Genomic DNA, 17,010 nt, shown 5'->3' with positions numbered 1-17,010 from the left:
ATCGTTTAACGCTGTCTCGTGAACAACAAGGATAAGAACATGAGCACTTTGACTGTCAGGCTGGGCGTGATGATGTTTCTCCAGTTCTTCATCTGGGGCGGCTGGTTCGTCACCCTGGGCACCTTTCTCGGCCGTACCCTGGAGGCCAGCGGCGGGCAGATCGGCATGGCCTACGCGACCCAATCCTGGGGGGCGATCCTGGCGCCCTTCGTGGTCGGGCTGATCGCCGACCGCTTCGTCAACGCCGAACGGTTGTTGGCAGTGTTGCACCTGGGCGGCGCGGTACTGCTCTACCAGCTCTACCGCGCCGAGGACTTCGCCACCTTCTACCCGCTGGTGCTCGGCTACATGGTGGTCTACATGCCGACCCTCGGGCTGGTCAACGCCGTGGCCTTCCGCCAGTTGAGCGACCCGGCGGCGCAGTTTTCCCGGGTACGGGTGTGGGGCACGCTGGGCTGGATCGTCGCCGGCCTGGTGATCAGCTTCGTGTTCGCCTGGGACGCCCAGCAGGCCATCGCCGATGGGGCGCTGCGCAACACCTTCCTGCTCTGCGCCGGGGCTTCGCTGCTTCTCGGCCTTTACAGCTTCAGCCTGCCGGCCACCCCGCCGGTGCCCGGCCAGCACACCGGCCTCAAGCGCCTGCTTGGCCTGGATGCCCTGCAGATGCTCAAGGACCGCGGCTTCGCGACCTTCTTTCTGGCCTCGATCCTGATCTGCATTCCGCTGGCCTTCTACTACCAGAACGCCAACCTGTTCCTGACCGAAATCGGCGTCGCCAACCCCACCGGCATGATGACCCTCGGGCAGGTTTCCGAAGTGCTGTTCATGCTGCTGTTGCCGCTGTTCATCAAGCGCTTCGGGATCAAGGCGACCCTGCTGGTGGGCATGGCGGCATGGGCGCTGCGCTATGTGCTGTTCGCCTACGGCAACAGCGGCGAGTTGGTGGCCTTTCTGGTCGCGGGGATCGTGCTGCACGGTGTGTGCTACGACTTCTTCTTCGTTTCCGGGCAGATCTACACCGACGGCAAGGCCGGCGAGAGCATCAAGAGTTCGGCCCAGGGCCTGATTACCCTGGCCACCTATGGCGTCGGCATGCTGATCGGCTTCTGGGTCGCCGGCGCGGTGTCCGATCACTACGCCACTGCGGGCCTGCACGACTGGCGCAGCATCTGGCTGTTCCCTGCGGTGTTCTCGGCCGGCGTGTTGCTGGCCTTCCTGCTGACCTTCCGCGAGCGCGCCGCAGGCAAGGCGGCCGTGGCCCACCGGGTGGGCTGAGGCGCCTTGCCTCCCGCGACCAGGTTCAACCCTCGCAGCGCGCCTCGGGCTGCTTGAGCAGCATGCTCAGCAGCTGTGGCGGCTGATGAACCAGGCCATCGGGCGTTTCGCAGACGCGCTGGATGAAGTTGTCGGTGAACAGCAGCTTGCCGTGCACGAAGTGCTCGTTGGGGCGCAGGTTGGGATTGTGGATGCGCGTGCCGAGGCGCGCGGCCAGCCACTTGCCGGCCTCGTAGTGGCTGATCCAGCGTTCGGCTGACAAGCCCGCCATGGTCTCGGCCTTGGCCTCGCGGCCGATGACGATCACCGGCACGTCGCTGACTTCCGGCACCAGGTCGTTATGGCCCCAGTGGCCGCCCTCACCGAGGCGTTGGCCATGGTCGCCAGTGATGATCAGGTAACGCTCGCCCTCCAGACGGTCGAAGTCGGCGATCACTTCGGCCAGCAGGCTGTCCAGGTAATGCACCGAGTTGTCATAGGCATTGCTCTGGCCGTTCGGACCTTCATCAACCCAGGGTGCCGGAGTCTTTTCATGGCGGTAGTTCTGCGCGTAGGGCAGGTGCGCGGTGCGCAGGTTGAGCACCACGAAGTTGCGCTCGGCCCAGCGCTGCGCGTCGAGTACGTCGAGCAGGGCGCGATCCTGCTGTTTGAGGAAACGCACCGGGTGGTCTTCGCGGGTGATCGACACGTCCAGGTAACGGCTGCCCAGGTTGGCCAGCAGCTTGGACTCCTGGGAAGAGATCCAGTGGGTGCGAAAGCCCGCCTGCTTGGCGAAGCGGAACAGGTTGATGTCGCCGGTGCGCAGCAGCGCATCCTTGCCTGGCTCGCGAATCGGGTTGATCAGATAGGGCAGGCTGACATCGGTGGCCACCCCGGCGGCGATGCCTGGGCGTACGAAGGCGCTGGGATGCCCGCCCAGGTAGGTGGCCAGTTTCGGCGTGGTATCCCGGTCGTAGCCGAACACGCCAAGACGATCGCTGCGCAGCGAATCGGCGACCACCAGCCAGACGTGTTTCGCCTCGCTCATGCTCGGGCTCAGTGCATAGGGCGCGAAGGATGTGGGCGGCAACTGCACCTCTGGCTTGAATGCCAGGTGCACCGCCCAGGCGGAGAACACGTTGAGGTTGTTGTGCAGGGCGCTGCGGCTCGGGCTGGCGGCGAAGGAGTCGAGGTTGCGGTAGGTGGCGCGATAGGGTTTGGAGAGTAGCACCACGGCGATCAGCAGCAGCGCCCAGCGGCTCTGCGGCAGGCTGACCCGGCCAGGCAGGCGCCAGTGCAGGGCCAGCAGCAGGCCGTAGGGAATGCCCACGCAGAGCAGCACCGGCCAATGTTGGGCCAGGCTGTGGGCGGCGGTCTCGCGCACTTCGCCAGGGTCGTTGAGCAGCGACTGGATGTCGATGGCGGTCAGCGGTTCGCCAAAGAAGCTGATGTTGGCCAGCTGCATCAGTTGCATCACCGCGAACAGTGTCAGGATGCCCATGCTCAGCGGGCGCAGGTTGCACAGCCACAGCCCCAGGCTGAACAGCCAGAGCACGGCCACGTAGCCCGCTTCCAGCTCGGCGTGGTTGTTGGTGGTGAACAGCTGCTGCAGGAAATCATCGGCGAGCAGCAGGGCGCAGCTCAGGGTGGCCAGGGCAAGCAGCGACAGCCAGGCGCGCGGGGCGCTGGCACGGCGAGGCGCAAGCAGGGTCAGCATGGGTCGAGTCTCAGCGATGTTCGGAAGGGGCACGGCGTTTACCGGTGATCATCGACAACGGCAGGTTCTCACGCAGGTGCAGGCTTTCGATCACGGCCGCGGCCAGGTGGATGACGACCAGCGTCGCCAGGCTGTTGGCAGCCCAGGCATGCAGGGTGAGCGGCCAGTCGGCGCCCCACAGGGCATCGACCTCCTGCATCAGAAAGCCGCTGATGCCGAGGGTGGCGATGGCGCTCATCATCAGCAGCATCACCAGGGCGCCAATCGGTGAGTGACCGAGGCGACGGTGCGGCTCCCTCTTGAAGACCAGAGCCAGGTGTTCGCGCAAGCGCGCGCGGGTCGGCCAGAAGTCCGTCCAGCGCGCACTGCGTGGACCGACGAAGCCCCACACCAGGCGCACCGCCAGCCAGGCGCAGGCGTAGTAGCCGAGCCAGGTGTGCCAGTCGTCACCTTCCTCGGTAAAGAAATAGTTGGCGACGAAGACCCCGGCCACCGACACATGGAACAGCCGGATCAGGGGATCCCAGAGTCGTATCGTCGCCGCGTGCATCAGTCTTCGATCTCGGTCTTGATGGCCTTGCCGCTAACCGGATCGTGGTAGATCTCGACCTTGCGCTTGTCCTTGTCGAACCCGTATATCTCGTAGCAGTTGCCCTCCGTGACCTTGAACTTGCTGATCTCGTAACCCTGTTCCTTGAGCTTGGCCTGGAACTGCTCCGGGTCCTGCCAGGTGGAACGATCGGCAGTGGTGCATTCGGTGCTGGCCATGGCCAGCGGGCTGCCCAGCAGCAGGGCGAAAAGCGCGATGTAACGCATGGTGAGACTCCTCATGATGGTGGTCAGGAGCACCTTGCGACGCGAAGCTTAGGAAAGTCTTAATGGGCAAAGGCCGGTAACATCTGACACTGCCAATCGCGCTGGCAGCGGCGCATGATGGCGCCGTTTTATCGATGACGAGGTGCGTGCCTTGCGTGTCCTGCTGGTTGAAGATGATCGTGCCCTGGCGCGGGGCATTCGCGTGGCCTTGCGTGGCGAGGGCTATACGCTGGACTGGCTGGAAGACGGCCTCGAAGCCGCCCACGCCCTACGCAGTGAACAGTTCGACCTGGTGCTGCTCGATCTCGGCCTGCCACGCCTGGATGGCATGACCTTGCTGCGTCAGCTGCGTGCGCGCAGCGAGAACGCCGTGCCGGTGCTGGTGCTGACCGCCCGCGACGCCATGGACGATCGCATCGGGGGGTTGGATGCCGGCGCCGACGATTACCTGGTCAAACCCTTCGACCCTGAAGAGCTCAAGGCGCGCATCCGCGCCCTGCTGCGCCGTAGCCAGGGCCGGGTGCAACCGCTACTGGAATTCGCTGGCGTGACGCTGGATCCGTCTACCCAGGAGGTGCGCTACCAGGGTCGCAGTGTGGCGATGACGCCCATGGAGTATCAGTTGCTGCACCAGTTGCTGATTCGCCCCGGCGTGGTGGTGACCCGCGAGCGCCTTGCCAGCGCGCTGTATGGCTGGCAGGAAAGCGGCCCCGGCAACACTCTGGAAGTGCTGATTCACAACCTGCGGCGCAAGCTGTGCAGCGAACTGATTCGCACAGTACGCGGAGTCGGTTACCTGGTGGAGCAAAAGCCATGATTTCCATCCGCACGCGCATCCTGGCGCCGACCATCGCCCTGGTGCTGGCCGGCAGTCTGGCGCTGGTGCTGCTCGCCCTGCGCGACAGCCACCGGCAGACCGAAGCGGTCTATGATGCCCAGCTGGTACAGGCCGCCCGGGTGTTGCAGGGCATGCTGCAGCAGCCGGATGGACGGCCGGTCGACTGGCAGTTCGTCAGGCATGCGCTGGACAACGCCCTGGATCGCTCTGCCGACGGCGTGTTTTCCCATCCCTATGAGATCAACCTGGCCTTCCAGGTGTGGGATCGTGACGGCAACCTGCTGGTGCGTTCCGAGCAGGCGCCGCACCTGGAGAAACTGCCGTCGCCGGGCATTCACGAATTCTTCTTCAACGACCAGGAGTGGTGCGGCGTGCTGCTCGATGATAGCGCTGGTGGTCTGCGCATCTGGGTCGGCGAGCGCGAGGATCTGCGCCAGGATCTGATCCACCAGATTCTCCAGCACACCCTGATGCCGACACTGGTCTGCCTGCCGCTGCTGGCCGCATTCATCTGGCTGTTGCTCGGCTGGGGCCTGCGCCCATTGCAGCGCCTGGCCCAGCAGCTGCGCGAGCGCCCGGAGCACAGCCTGGAACCATTGCCGGCCGGGCCACTGCCGCCGGAGCTGGAGCCGATGCGCCTGGCCTTGGACGACGTATTGAGCCAGCTGCGCGCCCTGCTCGAACGCGAGCGGCGCTTTATCGCCGATGCCGCCCATGAGCTGCGCACTCCCTTGGCGATTCTCGAGATTCACGTGCGTAACGCGGCGCAGGCCGAAAGCGAGCAGGAGCGTGAGGAAGCCCTGGCGTTCCTCAAGCATGGCGTGCACCGCGCCACCCGCATCGCCAGCCAGTTGCTGACCATGGCGCGCCTTGAGGCTCCGTCGCAGAACCTGCAGCCGCTGGACCTGACCGCCGTGGTGCGCGAGGAGCTGGCCGACCTGGCGCCGTTGGCGATCAACCGCCATATCGACCTGGCCCTGGAGGCTGAAGAGACAGCGCTGATTCAGGGCGACCGCGGCCTGATCGTCATTCTGCTGCAGAACCTGGTCAGCAACGCGCTGACCTTCTCTTCGCCGGGCAGCGAGGTGAGCGTGCGTGTGTGCCGGGAAGGCCAGGGTGTGCGCCTGCAGGTGGTCGACCAGGGGCCGGGCGTGGAAGAAGCGCGCCTGCCGCGCCTTGGCGAGCGCTTCCACAGTGCCGGCAACCCCCAGGGCGCGGGGCTGGGCCTGGCCATCGTCGGCATGATCACCCGCCACCTGGGCGGCTCCATCGGCTTCAGCAATGCCAGCCCGCGGGGCTTCAGTGCGGTGGTGCGCTTTCCTGACGCGGTAGCCTGATTCGCCAACCTGAAAGACGCACCCGCCTGCCTTGCACAGGCGGATGCACGGTGCCTAGAAGCGCATGCCGAACAGGGTGAAGTGCTCGTTCGGGAAGCGTACCCGCACCGGCAGCGAGTCGACGCGCCATTCGTTGGCCAGCGGCTCGGTAAAGCGTGCCGGCACCATCAGCCCGCGCGTTGGGCTACGGAATGGTTGGCGCAGGTCGCTGGGCAGCGGGTTGGCGCTTTCCGCCGGGTTGATCACTTCGGCCCTGATCCAGTTACCGTCGGGCAGGCGTACGTCGAGCGGTGAGCCCGGGGTCGCGTGCTCGACATCCTTGGGGTCCAGGTACACCCACAACTGCGCCGGGCCGCTGCGCTCCAGGCGCATCAACAGGGTGCCCGGGCCGACGTTCTCGCCGGGCGCGGTAACCACTTCGGCGACCCGGCCAGGTTCGCTGGCGCTGACCTTCATCTGCTCCAGCTGCCCGGTCAGCCACTGGCGTTCCAGCCCCTGCTGGCGCTCGTAGCGCTCGGTCTCACTGCTGCCAGCGCCACTCAGGCTGCGCTCGAAGGCCAGCAATTCGGCCTGGCGGCTGTCCAGGGCGTTCTGTGCCTCGACCAGCTCGCCGCGGGTCGCCGCGCCTTGCTGTACCAGGCGTCGGGTGTCGTTGACCCGTTGTGAGGCGCGGTTGACCAGGCTCTGCAGCACCGCACGGTTGCGCGTGCCAAGGTCGCCAACCGGCGCGGCCTGGGGGGCTGCGCTGCCTTGCAAGAGGTTCAGGCGCAGGCGCCATTCGGGGTTGTCGAGCTCCACCAGCGGCGTGCCGACATCCACGTGATCGCCGGCCTGCACCGGGATGCTCTTCACCTGGCCGGGCTGCATGGCGCGCACCTCCATGCTGGGCAGGCGCACCAGTGCCGGCGCTTCGACGCGTATCAGCTCCAGCCCGTAGCGCCCGGCCAGCCACAGGGCGGGCAGCAGGATCAGAAACAGGATCAGGTACCAGCGCAGGCGGAAGGCCAGGCGCTTGCCGGGGGCATAGAGCACCTGCATGCCGTGGTCCTGGGTTGGGTGTCGTTCTTTGGGGCTATTGAAACGTATCTTCATTGGCTTCTCGGGTAATCGGTCCAGGATTGCCAGTCGATACCGCCCACTCCAGCCGGGCGCAGAGCGTTCTGCCAGTTCACTACCTGTTGCTGCAATTGTGTAGGGGAAGCGTCGGCCCAGCTCAGGTCGGCGGGTTGATCCGCCTCCACGCTCTGCGCCAGGCGCAGCTTCAGGGCCGGCCATTGTCTGGCGATGGCCAGGGCCCGATTGGCGCTGCTTTGCGGGTTGCGGGTGTAGATCATCAGGCTGACCTCGCCGACCCCGATGCGCTGCAGCTCGCAGGGCACGCAGGGTTGGCGGTTGGCCTGCTCGTCGAACCAGCGCGGGTGGCTGGACAGGTTGATCGGCCAGGGCGCTGCCGCTTTGGCCTCGCGAACCGTGTCGAGCCAGTCGTGCAGGCGTTGGTCGGGCACCGGCCAGCCGAGCTGCTCGACTTCCAGATCCAGGTGCAGGGCAGCGAAGGGCAGGTCGCGCAGCTGGCCGATCAGCTCGATCAGCCCCTGGCGCTTGCGCGGTTTCATCCAGTCCGGATCGCCGAGCAGCAGGGTGACCTGCATGCCCCTGGCGTGGGCGGCCTGGATCAGCTCGCGCAGTGCCTGATGGGTGCGCCTGATGTCGGCGACCTGCAGGCTGGTCAGGCCGACATGCAGTTGGCTGATGCCGGCCTGCTGCAAGGCGCTCAGCTGGCCAGGGCGCTGGCGTGGGTCGAGCAGGGCGGCGCTGTCCCAGATGTACACGCCCTGATTCCATTGGGTCTGGGCGGCCACCTGGACCGGCATGACGCCGTTGTCGCCCTGCCAGTGCAGCACGCGGCTGCCGAGCAGGCGCTCGAAGCCCTGGCTGTCATCGCCGAACAGGCGCAACGCGGAGTCCTGCAGCCAGGCCCCGTGCCAGGCGGAAATCTGTGCGAAACCGGCGTTGTAGTGATCGACCTCGGCCTGCAGCAGCCGCAGGCTGGCCTCACCCGAATCCAGGCTGCCGCGTTGGCGGCGCTCGGCGATGATGCTGTCCAGCGCCGCGCGGCGCTCGCTGCGCCACTGGTATTCGTTGAGTTCGCGGCGTTGCTGTTCCAGCACCTTGCCGAGCTCGCGCAGCACGCTGCCACGTTCACGCTCCAATGCCTGCACGGCAGCCTGGTAGCGCGCCTCGCCTTCACGGCCGCGGGCCGAGCCGTAGTCGAGCAGGTCGAAGGGCGCCGAGAAGGTGACACCGGCGCTCAGGCCGCTGCCATCATCGCTGGCGCCGCTGCGTTGCTCCAGGGTCTGGGCGACGTTGACGTATGACTCGATGGCGCTGTACCAGGGCTGCTTGCGGCCCAGTTCGGCGTTGGCCAGCTCGGCGTTGCGCCCGGCCACCCGTGGGCTGCTTTCGAGCTGCTCCTGCCAGGCTTGCAAGGGTTGCGGTTCGCTGGCCAGGGCAGAGGTAACCGGCGTGTCATTGGCGCTTACCTGCACGCCAAGGCTTTGCAGGCTGGCGCGGATGTCTTCCAGAAGCCCGTTCTGCATGGCGCAACGCTGGGTGACTGCCGTCCATTCGCTACGCATCAGCTGTGCATCGGAGGGCAGAATCCAGTTGCCTTGCAGGCGCGCCCGCACCTGCTCGTCGGCGTTGCGGGCGGCCTGCTCGACGCCTTCACAGAGGCGTTGTTCTTCATGGGCGCGCCACCAGTCCGCATAGGTACTGCGGATGGCCAGGCGCTGCTGGGCACGGCGATAGCCTTGCTCGATTTCGGCGAGGCGAATGTCGCGCTCGCTGTCGCGCACAGCGTCCATGCGCCGGCGCAGGCTGCCGAGCAGCGGATAGCGCACGCCGACCGCGAAGCTGCGACCGTAGTAATCGTTGCGTATATCGTCGGTCACCAGCTCGCGGTAGCGGCCGACGTTGGCATTGCCGAACATTTCCCAGCCCGATTCGCTCTCGCGCTGGTCGCGGGCGGCATAGCGCGCCTCCAGTTCGGCGTTGGCTGCGGGGCTGCCGTCACCGGCCTGTTGCAGGGCCTGCTCGAGCGTCAGGGGGGCGGCGTTTGCCAGCAGCGGCGCGCAGCACAGCAGCGCCAGCAGCAGACGTGAAGGTCGTGGTGCAGTCATTGAGTAGTAACGCCTTAGAATCGATTGGCCCGTTTGAGCACCCACCAGGGCGCCATGCTCGATTCCTCGTGCCCGCGCCGCAGGGTTTCATTGAGAATGGCGACCACGCTCCAGCAGCGCAGGGCGTACATCGCCAGCGGATAGAACGGCAGCACCCAGATCAGCCGCAGGTCCTGCCGCGGCCGCTCGCTGACCATCAGCATCAGGCCCAGGTACAGCAGCGTGCTCATCGCCAGGTACAGCGCGTAGATCAGTAGCGAATAGAACAGCAGCGCGGTGAACGGCAGGATGATCACTGCCACCAGGCTGTAGCCGAGGATGATGAACGGCAGCACCAGCTGGAAGAACAGGCCACTGACCATCAGCATCAGGAAGTTCGGCCAGCCCAGCAGGCGCGGGGTGAACACATGGCGGTGCTTGCGCACGTAGACGAAGAACAGGTCGCCGTCCCAGCGCAGGCGCTGGTCGAGAAAGCTGCGCAGGGTCGCCGGTGCATCGGTGTGGCCGATGGCCTGGGGCTCGAACGGAATGCGCAGGCCGTAGCGGCGGAAGTACGCCTTGATACGCAGGGTCAGGTCCAGATCCTCGGCGGTGTGGGTGTCCCAGCCGCCGATCTGTTGCAGGAAGCTGCGGCGAAAGGCGCCGAATGCCCCGGACACGTTATTGACCAGGTTCCACTCGGCCAGGCCGATCTTGCACATGTGGATCGACAGCAGGTATTCCAGGGCCTGGATACGCGCCACCCAGGATTGCCCGGCATTGCGCACGCGCAGGCTGCCGGCCACCGCCGGTACCTTGGGGTCACGGAAGTGACTGACCATGCGCACCACCATGTCGTTGTCGAACGAGGTGTCGCCATCGACGTTGATGAGAATCTCGCCGGTGCTGTACGCCAGGCCGGTATTGAGCGACGACACCCGGCCGCCGCGCTGCCACTTGGCGATGGGGCGGATCACCCGGTTGCGCGGCATGCGCTGCTCGGCCTTGAAGCGCCGCACCACCTCGGTGGTGGCCTGGTTCGCGGCCGCACCATCGACGATCGGAATGATCTCGATCATCCCAGGGTAGGTCTGCTCGGCAAGGCTGCGCAGGGTCAGCTCGACATCGCGGCCCTCGCTATAGCAGGTGATGATGCACGACACCCGCGGATGCCAGGTGTTGTGCAGCGGCAGCGCGCTGCGCTTGCGCACGAACCAGCGCAGGGTGCCGAGCAGCACCATCAGGTTGAGCGGCACCTCCAGCAGCAGGAAGTACGGGAAGACCATGAGAAACAGCCGCCAATGGCCATTGGCGCCGTAGACCTCGCCCAGCCAGGCGTGCAGGTGCTCGACCAGCGCGTTCATCAGAGTTCTCCGGCAAGGCGGGCCATCAGCAGTTCGGCATCTTCCTTGTCGATCAGGCCGCTGGGCGCCACGCAGCCGCTGGTGGTCAGGCGGATGTCCTGCAGGTCCTCGCCAACGAATAGCTCGCTGATTTCATTGATGCGTTCGGTGACCCGGCGCAGGCCGGCCGAGTCGGTGTACATCAGCAACAGCCAGAGTTGCTCTTCGCTGGCGCGGGTGCAGCGGTCGGTATCGCGGATGGCCACCTGGATGCGCTCGATCAGCGTGTCGAGCAGCGCGTGGCCGCGTTGCGGGCCGAGGCGTTCGAGCACCCGGCCGAGGTTGCGAAAGCGCATGCCGAGCAACGCGAAGGTCGGCGCCTTGTGCCGTTCGATCAGTTCCAGCTGCCAGTCCAGCAGGGTCTTGAAGGTGTTGACGCCCACCACCGACAGGCCGTTGAAATAGTGGTCGGTGTTGCGCTCCAGGCCCTGGCGCGCGGTCAGCAGGCCGCCCTCGGAAAGCTGGTAGTCGCGGATCTCGCGCACCTGCAGCTCGTCCGGAGCGTGCTGTTCGCCACAGTCCAGGCAGCGCGCCTGCACGTCGGCGTCGACGAAGAAGGCATCGCAGCTGTTGCAGTTGTAGTTTTCCAGCGGCCGGTCGTAGTCGGTGCCGATATGGCGCAGGCGGGTCAGGCAGTTGGGGCAGACCAGAGCGCCGTCCTTGAGATACTCGGTCTGCGCGCCGATGTGCCCGCAGGTGAAGCAGTGCAGCGATGGCTGGCGGGCGATGTCCAGGGAGTTGCACTCCACGCACACGTCGACGTAGTTCAGGTGCCCGCTGCCGCAGCTGCGGCACAGGCGAATGCGGTCCACCAGTGCGGTGCTGTCGAGCAGGTTGCGCTGGGCCAGGTTCTGTACCAGCGCCAGGCCGTTGACCTGATCATCGCCCAGCGCTTCGACCAGCGGGTAGACGTAGTGCCTGGCCGACGAGGGCGCGCGTACCGCCTTGAGGGTGCCAGGCGCACGCAGCCACAGGTAGGCGAGCAGCTGCGCTTCCAGGCCCTCGGGGGCACGGCCGTTGTTGAACAGGGCGAGGCGCTCGCGCCATTGCTGCCAGGCCTGCTGCAGCCTGTCCGGCTGGGTGGGCGCCGGGCCGTCGCCCAGGGCCATGGCCAGCGGCGTCTGGCTGGCGCAATAGATCAGGCTCAGGCGATAGGCCGGCTGGCGCCGCAGGGCCTGCAGCAGCGCCAGGTTTTCGGCTTCGGTGGCGCTCAGCACAACGACATCGAAGGCCGGTTGCTGCAGCAGGGAGGTGAGTTCGCTGAAACGACTGGCGGCAGGAAACCGCGCGTCGTGGCCTGTGGCTACTTCAGCGATGCGCAGGGTAAGTTCGGGCATCGGCTCTTCCAGTCAGGGGGCGAAAGTCCGACTGGACGCGACTTTGAAAAGTTCTACATAAAAAATCCGCTGTACAGGATTGCCAGCTGGATAGTGAAGCGCTGTACATCGCGCCTTAGAGTTGTAACCCACCGCTCTGCTTGTGCAACTTGCGCAGGTGTTCACCGAGCAGTTTCAGATTGGCCTCGTTGGCCTCCAGTTCGGCCAGGCGCTGGGGTTCGAGCAGGCGGCGCACTTCGCCATCGAGGTCGGCGCTGAGCAGGCTCAGCTGTTGCTGGCGGGTGCGGGTTTCGCTTTCCAGGCGTTGCCATTCCTCGTGCTGCGGCAAGCCGTAGCCGCCTTCGAGCAGCTCGGCCGGGCGGCTCAGGAAACCGGTGTTGGCGAGGATCTGCTCCAGCGCATCACCGGCTTTGTTGAGGCTCGGGTCCTTGGCGGCACGGCCAGTAAGGTAGCGCTGTTTGAGCTCGTCCTGGGAGAGCAGCAGCTGGCGGCGCATGGCCGCCTGTTCGAGCAGCAGCATGGCGGCACTGGCGCGCAGGTCGGCCTGCTCGAACCATTGGCGACGCTGTTCGGACGGTTGTTCGAGCCAGTCCTCGACGCGCTGCTGGCCGATCGGCAGGCGCTGCTGCAGCACCTTGAACATGGCCTGGTAGCGGTCGCGGAACGAGTCGAAGCGGTAACCCAGGCGCAGCGCCTCGCGGGAATCATCCAGCACGCTGCCATCGGCCAGGTCACGGTTTTCCAGCACTTGCAGCAGGCCGATGGGGGTGATGCTGTCGAGGTTCTGCAGGCGCGGGTGGTCGGTGCCGCTGCGCAGCAGCTTGAGGGTTTCCACCGCGCAGTTGTTGGAAATGAAGAAGTAGTCGCCGTCATAGCTCCAGTGCTGCTCGACGGCGCGGGCGACCAGTTGCTCCAGACGCTCGCGCGACAGCTTCAGGGGCACCGAGGCCAGGCTGCGCAGCTCGACCTTGGTGTACTCCTCGATCACCTGGGCCAGGGGCAGCACGAACAGCCGCGACGGGTAGGCACCGGTCAGGCCGTCCCAGCTCGACAGCTGCACGTCGTTGACGAAGGCTCGGTAGGACAGCACCAGGTGCTGATCCAGATCCAGCCGGCAGGCCGGCCCTCGGGGGCGACCCGGCGCGCAGATGACCAGGCGCAGCATGCTGTGGCCCCAGCGGCTGGCCATATTCTGGTTGGCCTCGGCGAGCAGGTAATCCACTTCGTAGACGCGCTCGGGGTCGAGGTTGGCCAGCGCCTGCTTGTCGAAATCGCGCCCGGCGTTCAGGTAGGCGTAGCTGCTGCCGCAGGGGGCCTGGTTGGCCGGCGACCAGCCGAAATGCGCGCTGAAAAACCGCGCCAGGGAGGGGCGGCGGCAGGCGTATTCGGGATCGAGGAGAAAGTACTCCATGTTCACTGCGACGAATTCGCGCGGGTTGCTCAGCTCGTAGCTGTCCGGGCTGCGGGCGACCTGGCCGTTTTGCGTGTCGCGCTCACCGCGTTTGCCGACGCGCTGGGGCCAGCCGGCCAGGTCGAGCAGACGCGGCTCGTCGCTTAGGGTGAAGCGGCGCGCGGTCTGGCCGCGGCACTCGGCACGCAGGCCGACCGGGCCCAGGTCGGCATTGTGCCGTTGGCAGCGACGCAGCAGGGTGCGTTGTTCGGCGCTCCAATAGGCACCGCGATCATAGAGGTGGGTCACTTCATGCAGGACGGTGGCCAGCAATTCCTGGCGCACGGTGCCGTGGGGGCGACCGTTCGGTATGTTCGCGGCGCTGCCATCGGTAAGGCTGGGCAGCAGCTTGGTGTTGAGCTCGACGCCACTGAGGCGCCCGGCTCGGCCATAAATGTCCTCTGGCAAATCGACCCAGCGCACCACGACATCGCGATCCACCGCTTCGCGCAGGCGCGGCGGCAGGGCAACCTGGGCTTCGTCGAGTAGGGTCTGGCTGGCGTGGCGTTGGTCGGGCGTGAGCCCGGAGCCGTCGAGGGAAAATTGCAGCTGGGCATGGCCGGCCGTGCTGACCAGCAAGGTCAGCAGCAGAAGCCAGCCACGGGCGCTTATCACAGCGCGAGAATGGCTTCTGCGAGTGCCTGATCGGAGGCGTTCCGGGCCTCGGGAACCTGGCTGCGCAGCGCGCCAAAGGCGGCCTCCAGCTGGGCGCCGCGGATATCGCCCTGGCTGGCAACGAAGCTGGCGGCATCGTCACGGGCTTCGATCACCACTTTCATGTCGCGGATCGAGGTGGTGGTGTCCGAGGTGAAGTCGATGGTGCGATCCAGCGCGCGGACGATGATGTTGCTGGTGGCCACCAGGGTCTGGGCCTGAACGGCACCGGCGAACAGGGCCAGCGAGGCGGTGGCGGCTAACAACGGACGCTTCATGAACGGTCTCCGAATGGGATTTGATTGGCTGCTTGGACGGGCAACGCCTGCCGCAGTTCCGGCAATGACGAACGGTTAATGGGCGAGGATGGCCTGCGCCAGTTGCGCGTCATCGGCCTGCACGGCTGGCATGCGCGCGCGGATGTGCTGCAGGGCGGTTTCCAGATGAGCGCCACGTACGGCGCCCGCGGTGGCGACGAAGCTGGCGGCATCGTCCTTGGCGGCCAGCACCACCTTGTTGTCGACCACCGAGGAGGTCGCATTGGATGTGGTATCGATGGTGGCGGCGAGGGCGTCCACCAGTGTGTCGGTGGTGACCACGAAACTACTGGCGCTGGCACCGGCGGCAAGGCCGAACAGGCTGAAGAAGGCGAGGGTGCGGACGATGGGCATGGGCTTGGTCTCTGCGGCTCACGGAAAAGCCGCATTCTAACCGCTCTACAGCCTGCGTTGAGAAAGACCTGCACAGTTTGTGTAGTGTTGTTGGCAGTCCGTTGACTGTTTGATTAACAGGCTGTTGAAAAACTACTGCGTACAATACTGCGTTAAAAACAGCCTCAAAAAGCTCATTTACAGCACGTAAATTCCGTTTTTTCGGCTGTTTTTGCCTTGTCTTGGCTGTCTTGCCTACTTGTTTCAACGGCCTGTTAATGCGCTTCCTGAAACGACAAAACCCCGCTGGCGCTGCATGCCGGCGGGGTTTTGCGGGAGAAGCTCAGGTGTCGCGATCAACGCCAGAACGGTTTGCTCAGTTCGGCGTAACGCTGGCTTTCGCTGATGCCGGCATCGGCCAGCAGGCGAGGATCCAGGCGCGCCAGCTGACGGCGGCTGACGATGCGACGCTGCCACAGGAGCAGGGTAGCGAGAATGTTCAGCGGCAGGCTGGTGGCAGATTTGGACGAGTTGTCGACAAGCAGATCGGAACTGAGGGTACGTTCCATGGTGTGCATCCTTCCGCTTTTGGCGGGACTGGTTAAGTTCTGGAGCCTATTTTCGACCTCGCGCGGGGTTTGCAGTAGCCACAGCTGCAGTAAATTAGCTGGGTACTAGATAGGTTGCTTTGTAACTGTTTCGCAGATTTAGTTTGTAACTGTACAGGTGTTTGTGAATTTGCCGTGACTTGGCGTGTTTGGCAGTTTTTTGCTCTGAAATTAATAAAAATTTCAGTGAGTTCGTTGCGGTACAGTTACGATTGTTCGGCATAGTTGCTTAGCTATTTATTTCTCTGAGCACCAATTCTCGTTACCAATCAGCGTTGCTGTGCTTTTCCTCTTGACGTCCAATTGCACCTGAAAAGGGCGCGTCCGCTCTAGCTCGCCCCTTTGCGGATCATTCGACGGCCTTGAGCATGTCCTCGATCACCTTTTTGGCGTCGCCGAACACCATCATAGTCTTGTCCAGATAGAACAGTTCGTTGTCCAGGCCCGCATAGCCGCTGGCCATCGAGCGTTTGTTGACGATGATGGTCTTGGCCTTGAAGGCTTCGAGGATCGGCATGCCGGCAATCGGCGACTTGGGATCGTTTTTCGCCGCCGGGTTGACCACGTCGTTGGCGCCGAGCACCAGCACCACGTCGGCCTGGCCGAATTCGGCGTTGATGTCTTCCATCTCGAACACCTGATCGTAGGGTACTTCCGCTTCGGCCAGCAGCACGTTCATGTGGCCGGGCATGCGACCCGCTACCGGGTGGATCGCGTACTTCACGGTCACGCCCTTGTGCGCCAGTTTCTCGGTGAGTTCCTTCAGGGCGTGCTGGGCGCGGGCCACCGCCAGGCCGTAGCCGGGCACGATGATCACGCTGTCGGCGTTGCCGAGCAGGAAGGCGGCGTCGTCGGCGGAGCCGGATTTCACCGGGCGCTGCTCGCCGCTGCCGGCGGCCGGGCCGGCATCCGTCGCACCGCCAAAGCCGCCGAGGATGACGTTGAAGAACGAGCGGTTCATCGCCTTACACATGATGTAGGAGAGGATCGCACCGCTCGAGCCAACCAGGCTGCCGGCGATGATCAGCATCGAGTTGTTCAGCGAGAAGCCGATACCGGCGGCGGCCCAGCCCGAGTAGCTGTTGAGCATCGATACCACCACCGGCATGTCCGCGCCGCCAATGGGGATGATGATCAGCACGCCGATCACGAAGGCCAGGGCCACCAGAAGGGCGAAGGCGGTGAGGTTGCCGGTAAAGGTGAAGTACAGGCCCAGGCCGGCGATGGCCAGGCCAATCAGCAGGTTGATCAGGTGCTGGCCGGCAAACTGTACCGGCGCGCCCTGGAATAGCCGGAACTTGTACTTGCCGGACAGTTTGCCAAAGGCGATCACCGAGCCCGAGAAGGTGATGGCGCCGATGGCCGCGCCCAGGAACAGCTCCAGGCGGTTTCCGGCAGGAATCGGGTCCGCGATGCTGGCGACGATACCCAGCGATTGCGGTTCGACCACCGCGGCGACGGCGATGAACACCGCGGCCAGGCCGATCATGCTGTGCATGAAGGCGACCAGTTCCGGCATCTTGGTCATTTCCACGCGCTTGGCCATGATCGAGCCGGCCGTGCCGCCGACCAGCAGGCCGACGATCACATAACCGATGCCTTGTAACGCCAGCTCGCTGCCCAGTTTATGGATCAGGCCAAGGGTGGTGAGTACGGCGATGGTCATGCCAATCATGCCGAAGGCGTTACCGCGCCGTGAAGTGGTCGGGTGCGACAAGCCTTTCAGGGCCTGGATAAAGCAGACCGAGGCGACCAGATAGAGAAGGGTGATCAGGTTCATGCTCATCG

The 17,010-nt window shown here is 65.1% G+C and carries 15 protein-coding genes; 3 read left to right on the top strand and 12 right to left on the bottom strand.

What is annotated here, in order from left to right:
* The first annotated feature begins 39 nt into the window (after window positions 1-39).
* Window positions 40-1,275 carry a nucleoside permease gene (locus BM154_RS04820; RefSeq protein WP_074881228.1) on the top strand — a complete coding sequence of 412 codons (1,236 nt, stop codon included), beginning with the start codon at window positions 40-42 and terminating at the stop codon, window positions 1,273-1,275.
* Between the two features lie 25 nt (window positions 1,276-1,300).
* Here BM154_RS04820 and BM154_RS04815 read toward each other — a convergent pair whose 3' ends face one another.
* From BM154_RS04815 to BM154_RS04805, 3 genes are read right to left on the bottom strand one after another with little or no spacing between them, the layout of a single operon-like run.
* Complete coding sequence (locus BM154_RS04815) at window positions 1,301-2,971, bottom strand: phosphoethanolamine transferase (protein ID WP_074881227.1); 1,671 nt, start codon at window positions 2,969-2,971, stop codon at window positions 1,301-1,303.
* Window positions 2,972-2,981: 10 nt separating this feature from the next.
* A complete protein-coding gene (locus BM154_RS04810) occupies window positions 2,982-3,521 on the bottom strand; it encodes a cytochrome b/b6 domain-containing protein (RefSeq protein WP_074881226.1) in 540 nt (179 codons plus the stop codon).
* Window positions 3,521-3,787 carry a PepSY domain-containing protein gene (locus BM154_RS04805; RefSeq protein WP_074881225.1) on the bottom strand — a complete coding sequence of 89 codons (267 nt, stop codon included), beginning with the start codon at window positions 3,785-3,787 and terminating at the stop codon, window positions 3,521-3,523. The genes BM154_RS04810 and BM154_RS04805 overlap by 1 nt, the downstream gene beginning before the upstream one ends.
* A 151-nt stretch (window positions 3,788-3,938) precedes the next feature.
* Between BM154_RS04805 and BM154_RS04800 the strand changes: the two genes are divergently transcribed.
* Together BM154_RS04800 and BM154_RS04795 are read left to right on the top strand one after the other, a co-directional pair.
* On the top strand, window positions 3,939-4,604 hold the full coding sequence (locus BM154_RS04800; RefSeq protein WP_074882378.1) for a response regulator: 666 nt from the start codon (window positions 3,939-3,941) through the stop codon (window positions 4,602-4,604).
* Window positions 4,601-5,962 carry an ATP-binding protein gene (locus tag BM154_RS04795; protein WP_074881224.1) on the top strand — a complete coding sequence of 454 codons (1,362 nt, stop codon included), beginning with the start codon at window positions 4,601-4,603 and terminating at the stop codon, window positions 5,960-5,962. The genes BM154_RS04800 and BM154_RS04795 overlap by 4 nt, the downstream gene beginning before the upstream one ends.
* A 54-nt stretch (window positions 5,963-6,016) precedes the next feature.
* Here the strand turns inward: BM154_RS04795 and BM154_RS04790 are convergent, their stop codons facing one another.
* The 9 genes from BM154_RS04790 to BM154_RS04750 all read right to left on the bottom strand — a co-directional run bounded on the left by BM154_RS04790 (window position 6,017) and on the right by BM154_RS04750 (window position 17,008).
* Window positions 6,017-7,054, bottom strand: a complete 1,038-nt coding sequence (locus BM154_RS04790) for an HlyD family secretion protein (RefSeq protein WP_074881223.1) — start codon at window positions 7,052-7,054, stop codon at window positions 6,017-6,019.
* The gene (locus tag BM154_RS24270; protein WP_074881222.1) at window positions 7,051-9,141 is read right to left on the bottom strand and encodes a TolC family protein; all 2,091 of its coding nucleotides are present in this window, start codon (window positions 9,139-9,141) and stop codon (window positions 7,051-7,053) included. The genes BM154_RS04790 and BM154_RS24270 overlap by 4 nt, the downstream gene beginning before the upstream one ends.
* 14 nt (window positions 9,142-9,155) lie before the next feature.
* Window positions 9,156-10,484, bottom strand: a complete 1,329-nt coding sequence (locus BM154_RS04780) for a glycosyltransferase family 2 protein (protein ID WP_074881221.1) — start codon at window positions 10,482-10,484, stop codon at window positions 9,156-9,158.
* Window positions 10,484-11,860 (bottom strand): TackOD1 domain-containing metal-binding protein, encoded by a 1,377-nt coding sequence (locus tag BM154_RS04775; protein ID WP_074881220.1) that lies wholly within the window; start codon window positions 11,858-11,860, stop codon window positions 10,484-10,486. Before BM154_RS04775 ends, BM154_RS04780 begins: the two co-directional genes overlap by 1 nt.
* A gap of 115 nt (window positions 11,861-11,975) precedes the next feature.
* The gene (locus BM154_RS04770) at window positions 11,976-13,925 is read right to left on the bottom strand and encodes an Lnb N-terminal periplasmic domain-containing protein (RefSeq protein ID WP_074881219.1); all 1,950 of its coding nucleotides are present in this window, start codon (window positions 13,923-13,925) and stop codon (window positions 11,976-11,978) included.
* Window positions 13,922-14,242 carry a DUF2388 domain-containing protein gene (locus tag BM154_RS04765; RefSeq protein WP_074881218.1) on the bottom strand — a complete coding sequence of 107 codons (321 nt, stop codon included), beginning with the start codon at window positions 14,240-14,242 and terminating at the stop codon, window positions 13,922-13,924. The genes BM154_RS04770 and BM154_RS04765 overlap by 4 nt, the downstream gene beginning before the upstream one ends.
* 75 nt (window positions 14,243-14,317) lie before the next feature.
* Entirely contained in the window at window positions 14,318-14,635 is a 318-nt protein-coding gene (locus BM154_RS04760; protein ID WP_074881217.1) for a DUF2388 domain-containing protein, read from the bottom strand.
* 335 nt (window positions 14,636-14,970) lie between these two features.
* Entirely contained in the window at window positions 14,971-15,183 is a 213-nt protein-coding gene (locus BM154_RS04755) for a DUF1127 domain-containing protein (RefSeq protein WP_074881216.1), read from the bottom strand.
* Between the two features lie 388 nt (window positions 15,184-15,571).
* Window positions 15,572-17,008, bottom strand: coding sequence for an NAD(P)(+) transhydrogenase (Re/Si-specific) subunit beta (locus BM154_RS04750; RefSeq protein WP_074881215.1), 1,437 nt, complete (start codon window positions 17,006-17,008; stop codon window positions 15,572-15,574).
* Between the last annotated feature and the right edge of the window lie 2 nt (window positions 17,009-17,010).

The sequence above is a fragment of the Phytopseudomonas argentinensis genome (assembly GCF_900113905.1).
GTDB classification, from domain to species: domain Bacteria; phylum Pseudomonadota; class Gammaproteobacteria; order Pseudomonadales; family Pseudomonadaceae; genus Aquipseudomonas; species Aquipseudomonas argentinensis.
The sequence above is the reverse complement of the archived record's forward strand: the minus strand, read 5'-3'. Positions and strand labels throughout refer to the sequence as shown.

Excerpts from the sequence above, each read along its gene's own strand:
- BM154_RS04760 (WP_074881217.1), bottom strand. The coding sequence starts at position 14,635 with ATGCCCATCGTCCGCACCCTCGCCTTCTTCAGCCTGTTCGGCCTTGCC.
- BM154_RS04795 (WP_074881224.1), top strand. The coding sequence starts at position 4,601 with ATGATTTCCATCCGCACGCGCATCCTGGCGCCGACCATCGCCCTGGTG.
- BM154_RS04790 (WP_074881223.1), bottom strand. The coding sequence starts at position 7,054 with ATGAAGATACGTTTCAATAGCCCCAAAGAACGACACCCAACCCAGGAC.
- BM154_RS24270 (WP_074881222.1), bottom strand. The coding sequence starts at position 9,141 with ATGACTGCACCACGACCTTCACGTCTGCTGCTGGCGCTGCTGTGCTGC.
- BM154_RS04755 (WP_074881216.1), bottom strand. The coding sequence starts at position 15,183 with ATGGAACGTACCCTCAGTTCCGATCTGCTTGTCGACAACTCGTCCAAA.
- BM154_RS04775 (WP_074881220.1), bottom strand. The coding sequence starts at position 11,860 with ATGCCCGAACTTACCCTGCGCATCGCTGAAGTAGCCACAGGCCACGAC.
- BM154_RS04750 (WP_074881215.1), bottom strand. The coding sequence starts at position 17,008 with ATGAGCATGAACCTGATCACCCTTCTCTATCTGGTCGCCTCGGTCTGC.
- BM154_RS04780 (WP_074881221.1), bottom strand. The coding sequence starts at position 10,484 with ATGAACGCGCTGGTCGAGCACCTGCACGCCTGGCTGGGCGAGGTCTAC.
- BM154_RS04805 (WP_074881225.1), bottom strand. The coding sequence starts at position 3,787 with ATGCGTTACATCGCGCTTTTCGCCCTGCTGCTGGGCAGCCCGCTGGCC.
- BM154_RS04820 (WP_074881228.1), top strand. The coding sequence starts at position 40 with ATGAGCACTTTGACTGTCAGGCTGGGCGTGATGATGTTTCTCCAGTTC.
- BM154_RS04810 (WP_074881226.1), bottom strand. The coding sequence starts at position 3,521 with ATGCACGCGGCGACGATACGACTCTGGGATCCCCTGATCCGGCTGTTC.
- BM154_RS04765 (WP_074881218.1), bottom strand. The coding sequence starts at position 14,242 with ATGAAGCGTCCGTTGTTAGCCGCCACCGCCTCGCTGGCCCTGTTCGCC.
- BM154_RS04815 (WP_074881227.1), bottom strand. The coding sequence starts at position 2,971 with ATGCTGACCCTGCTTGCGCCTCGCCGTGCCAGCGCCCCGCGCGCCTGG.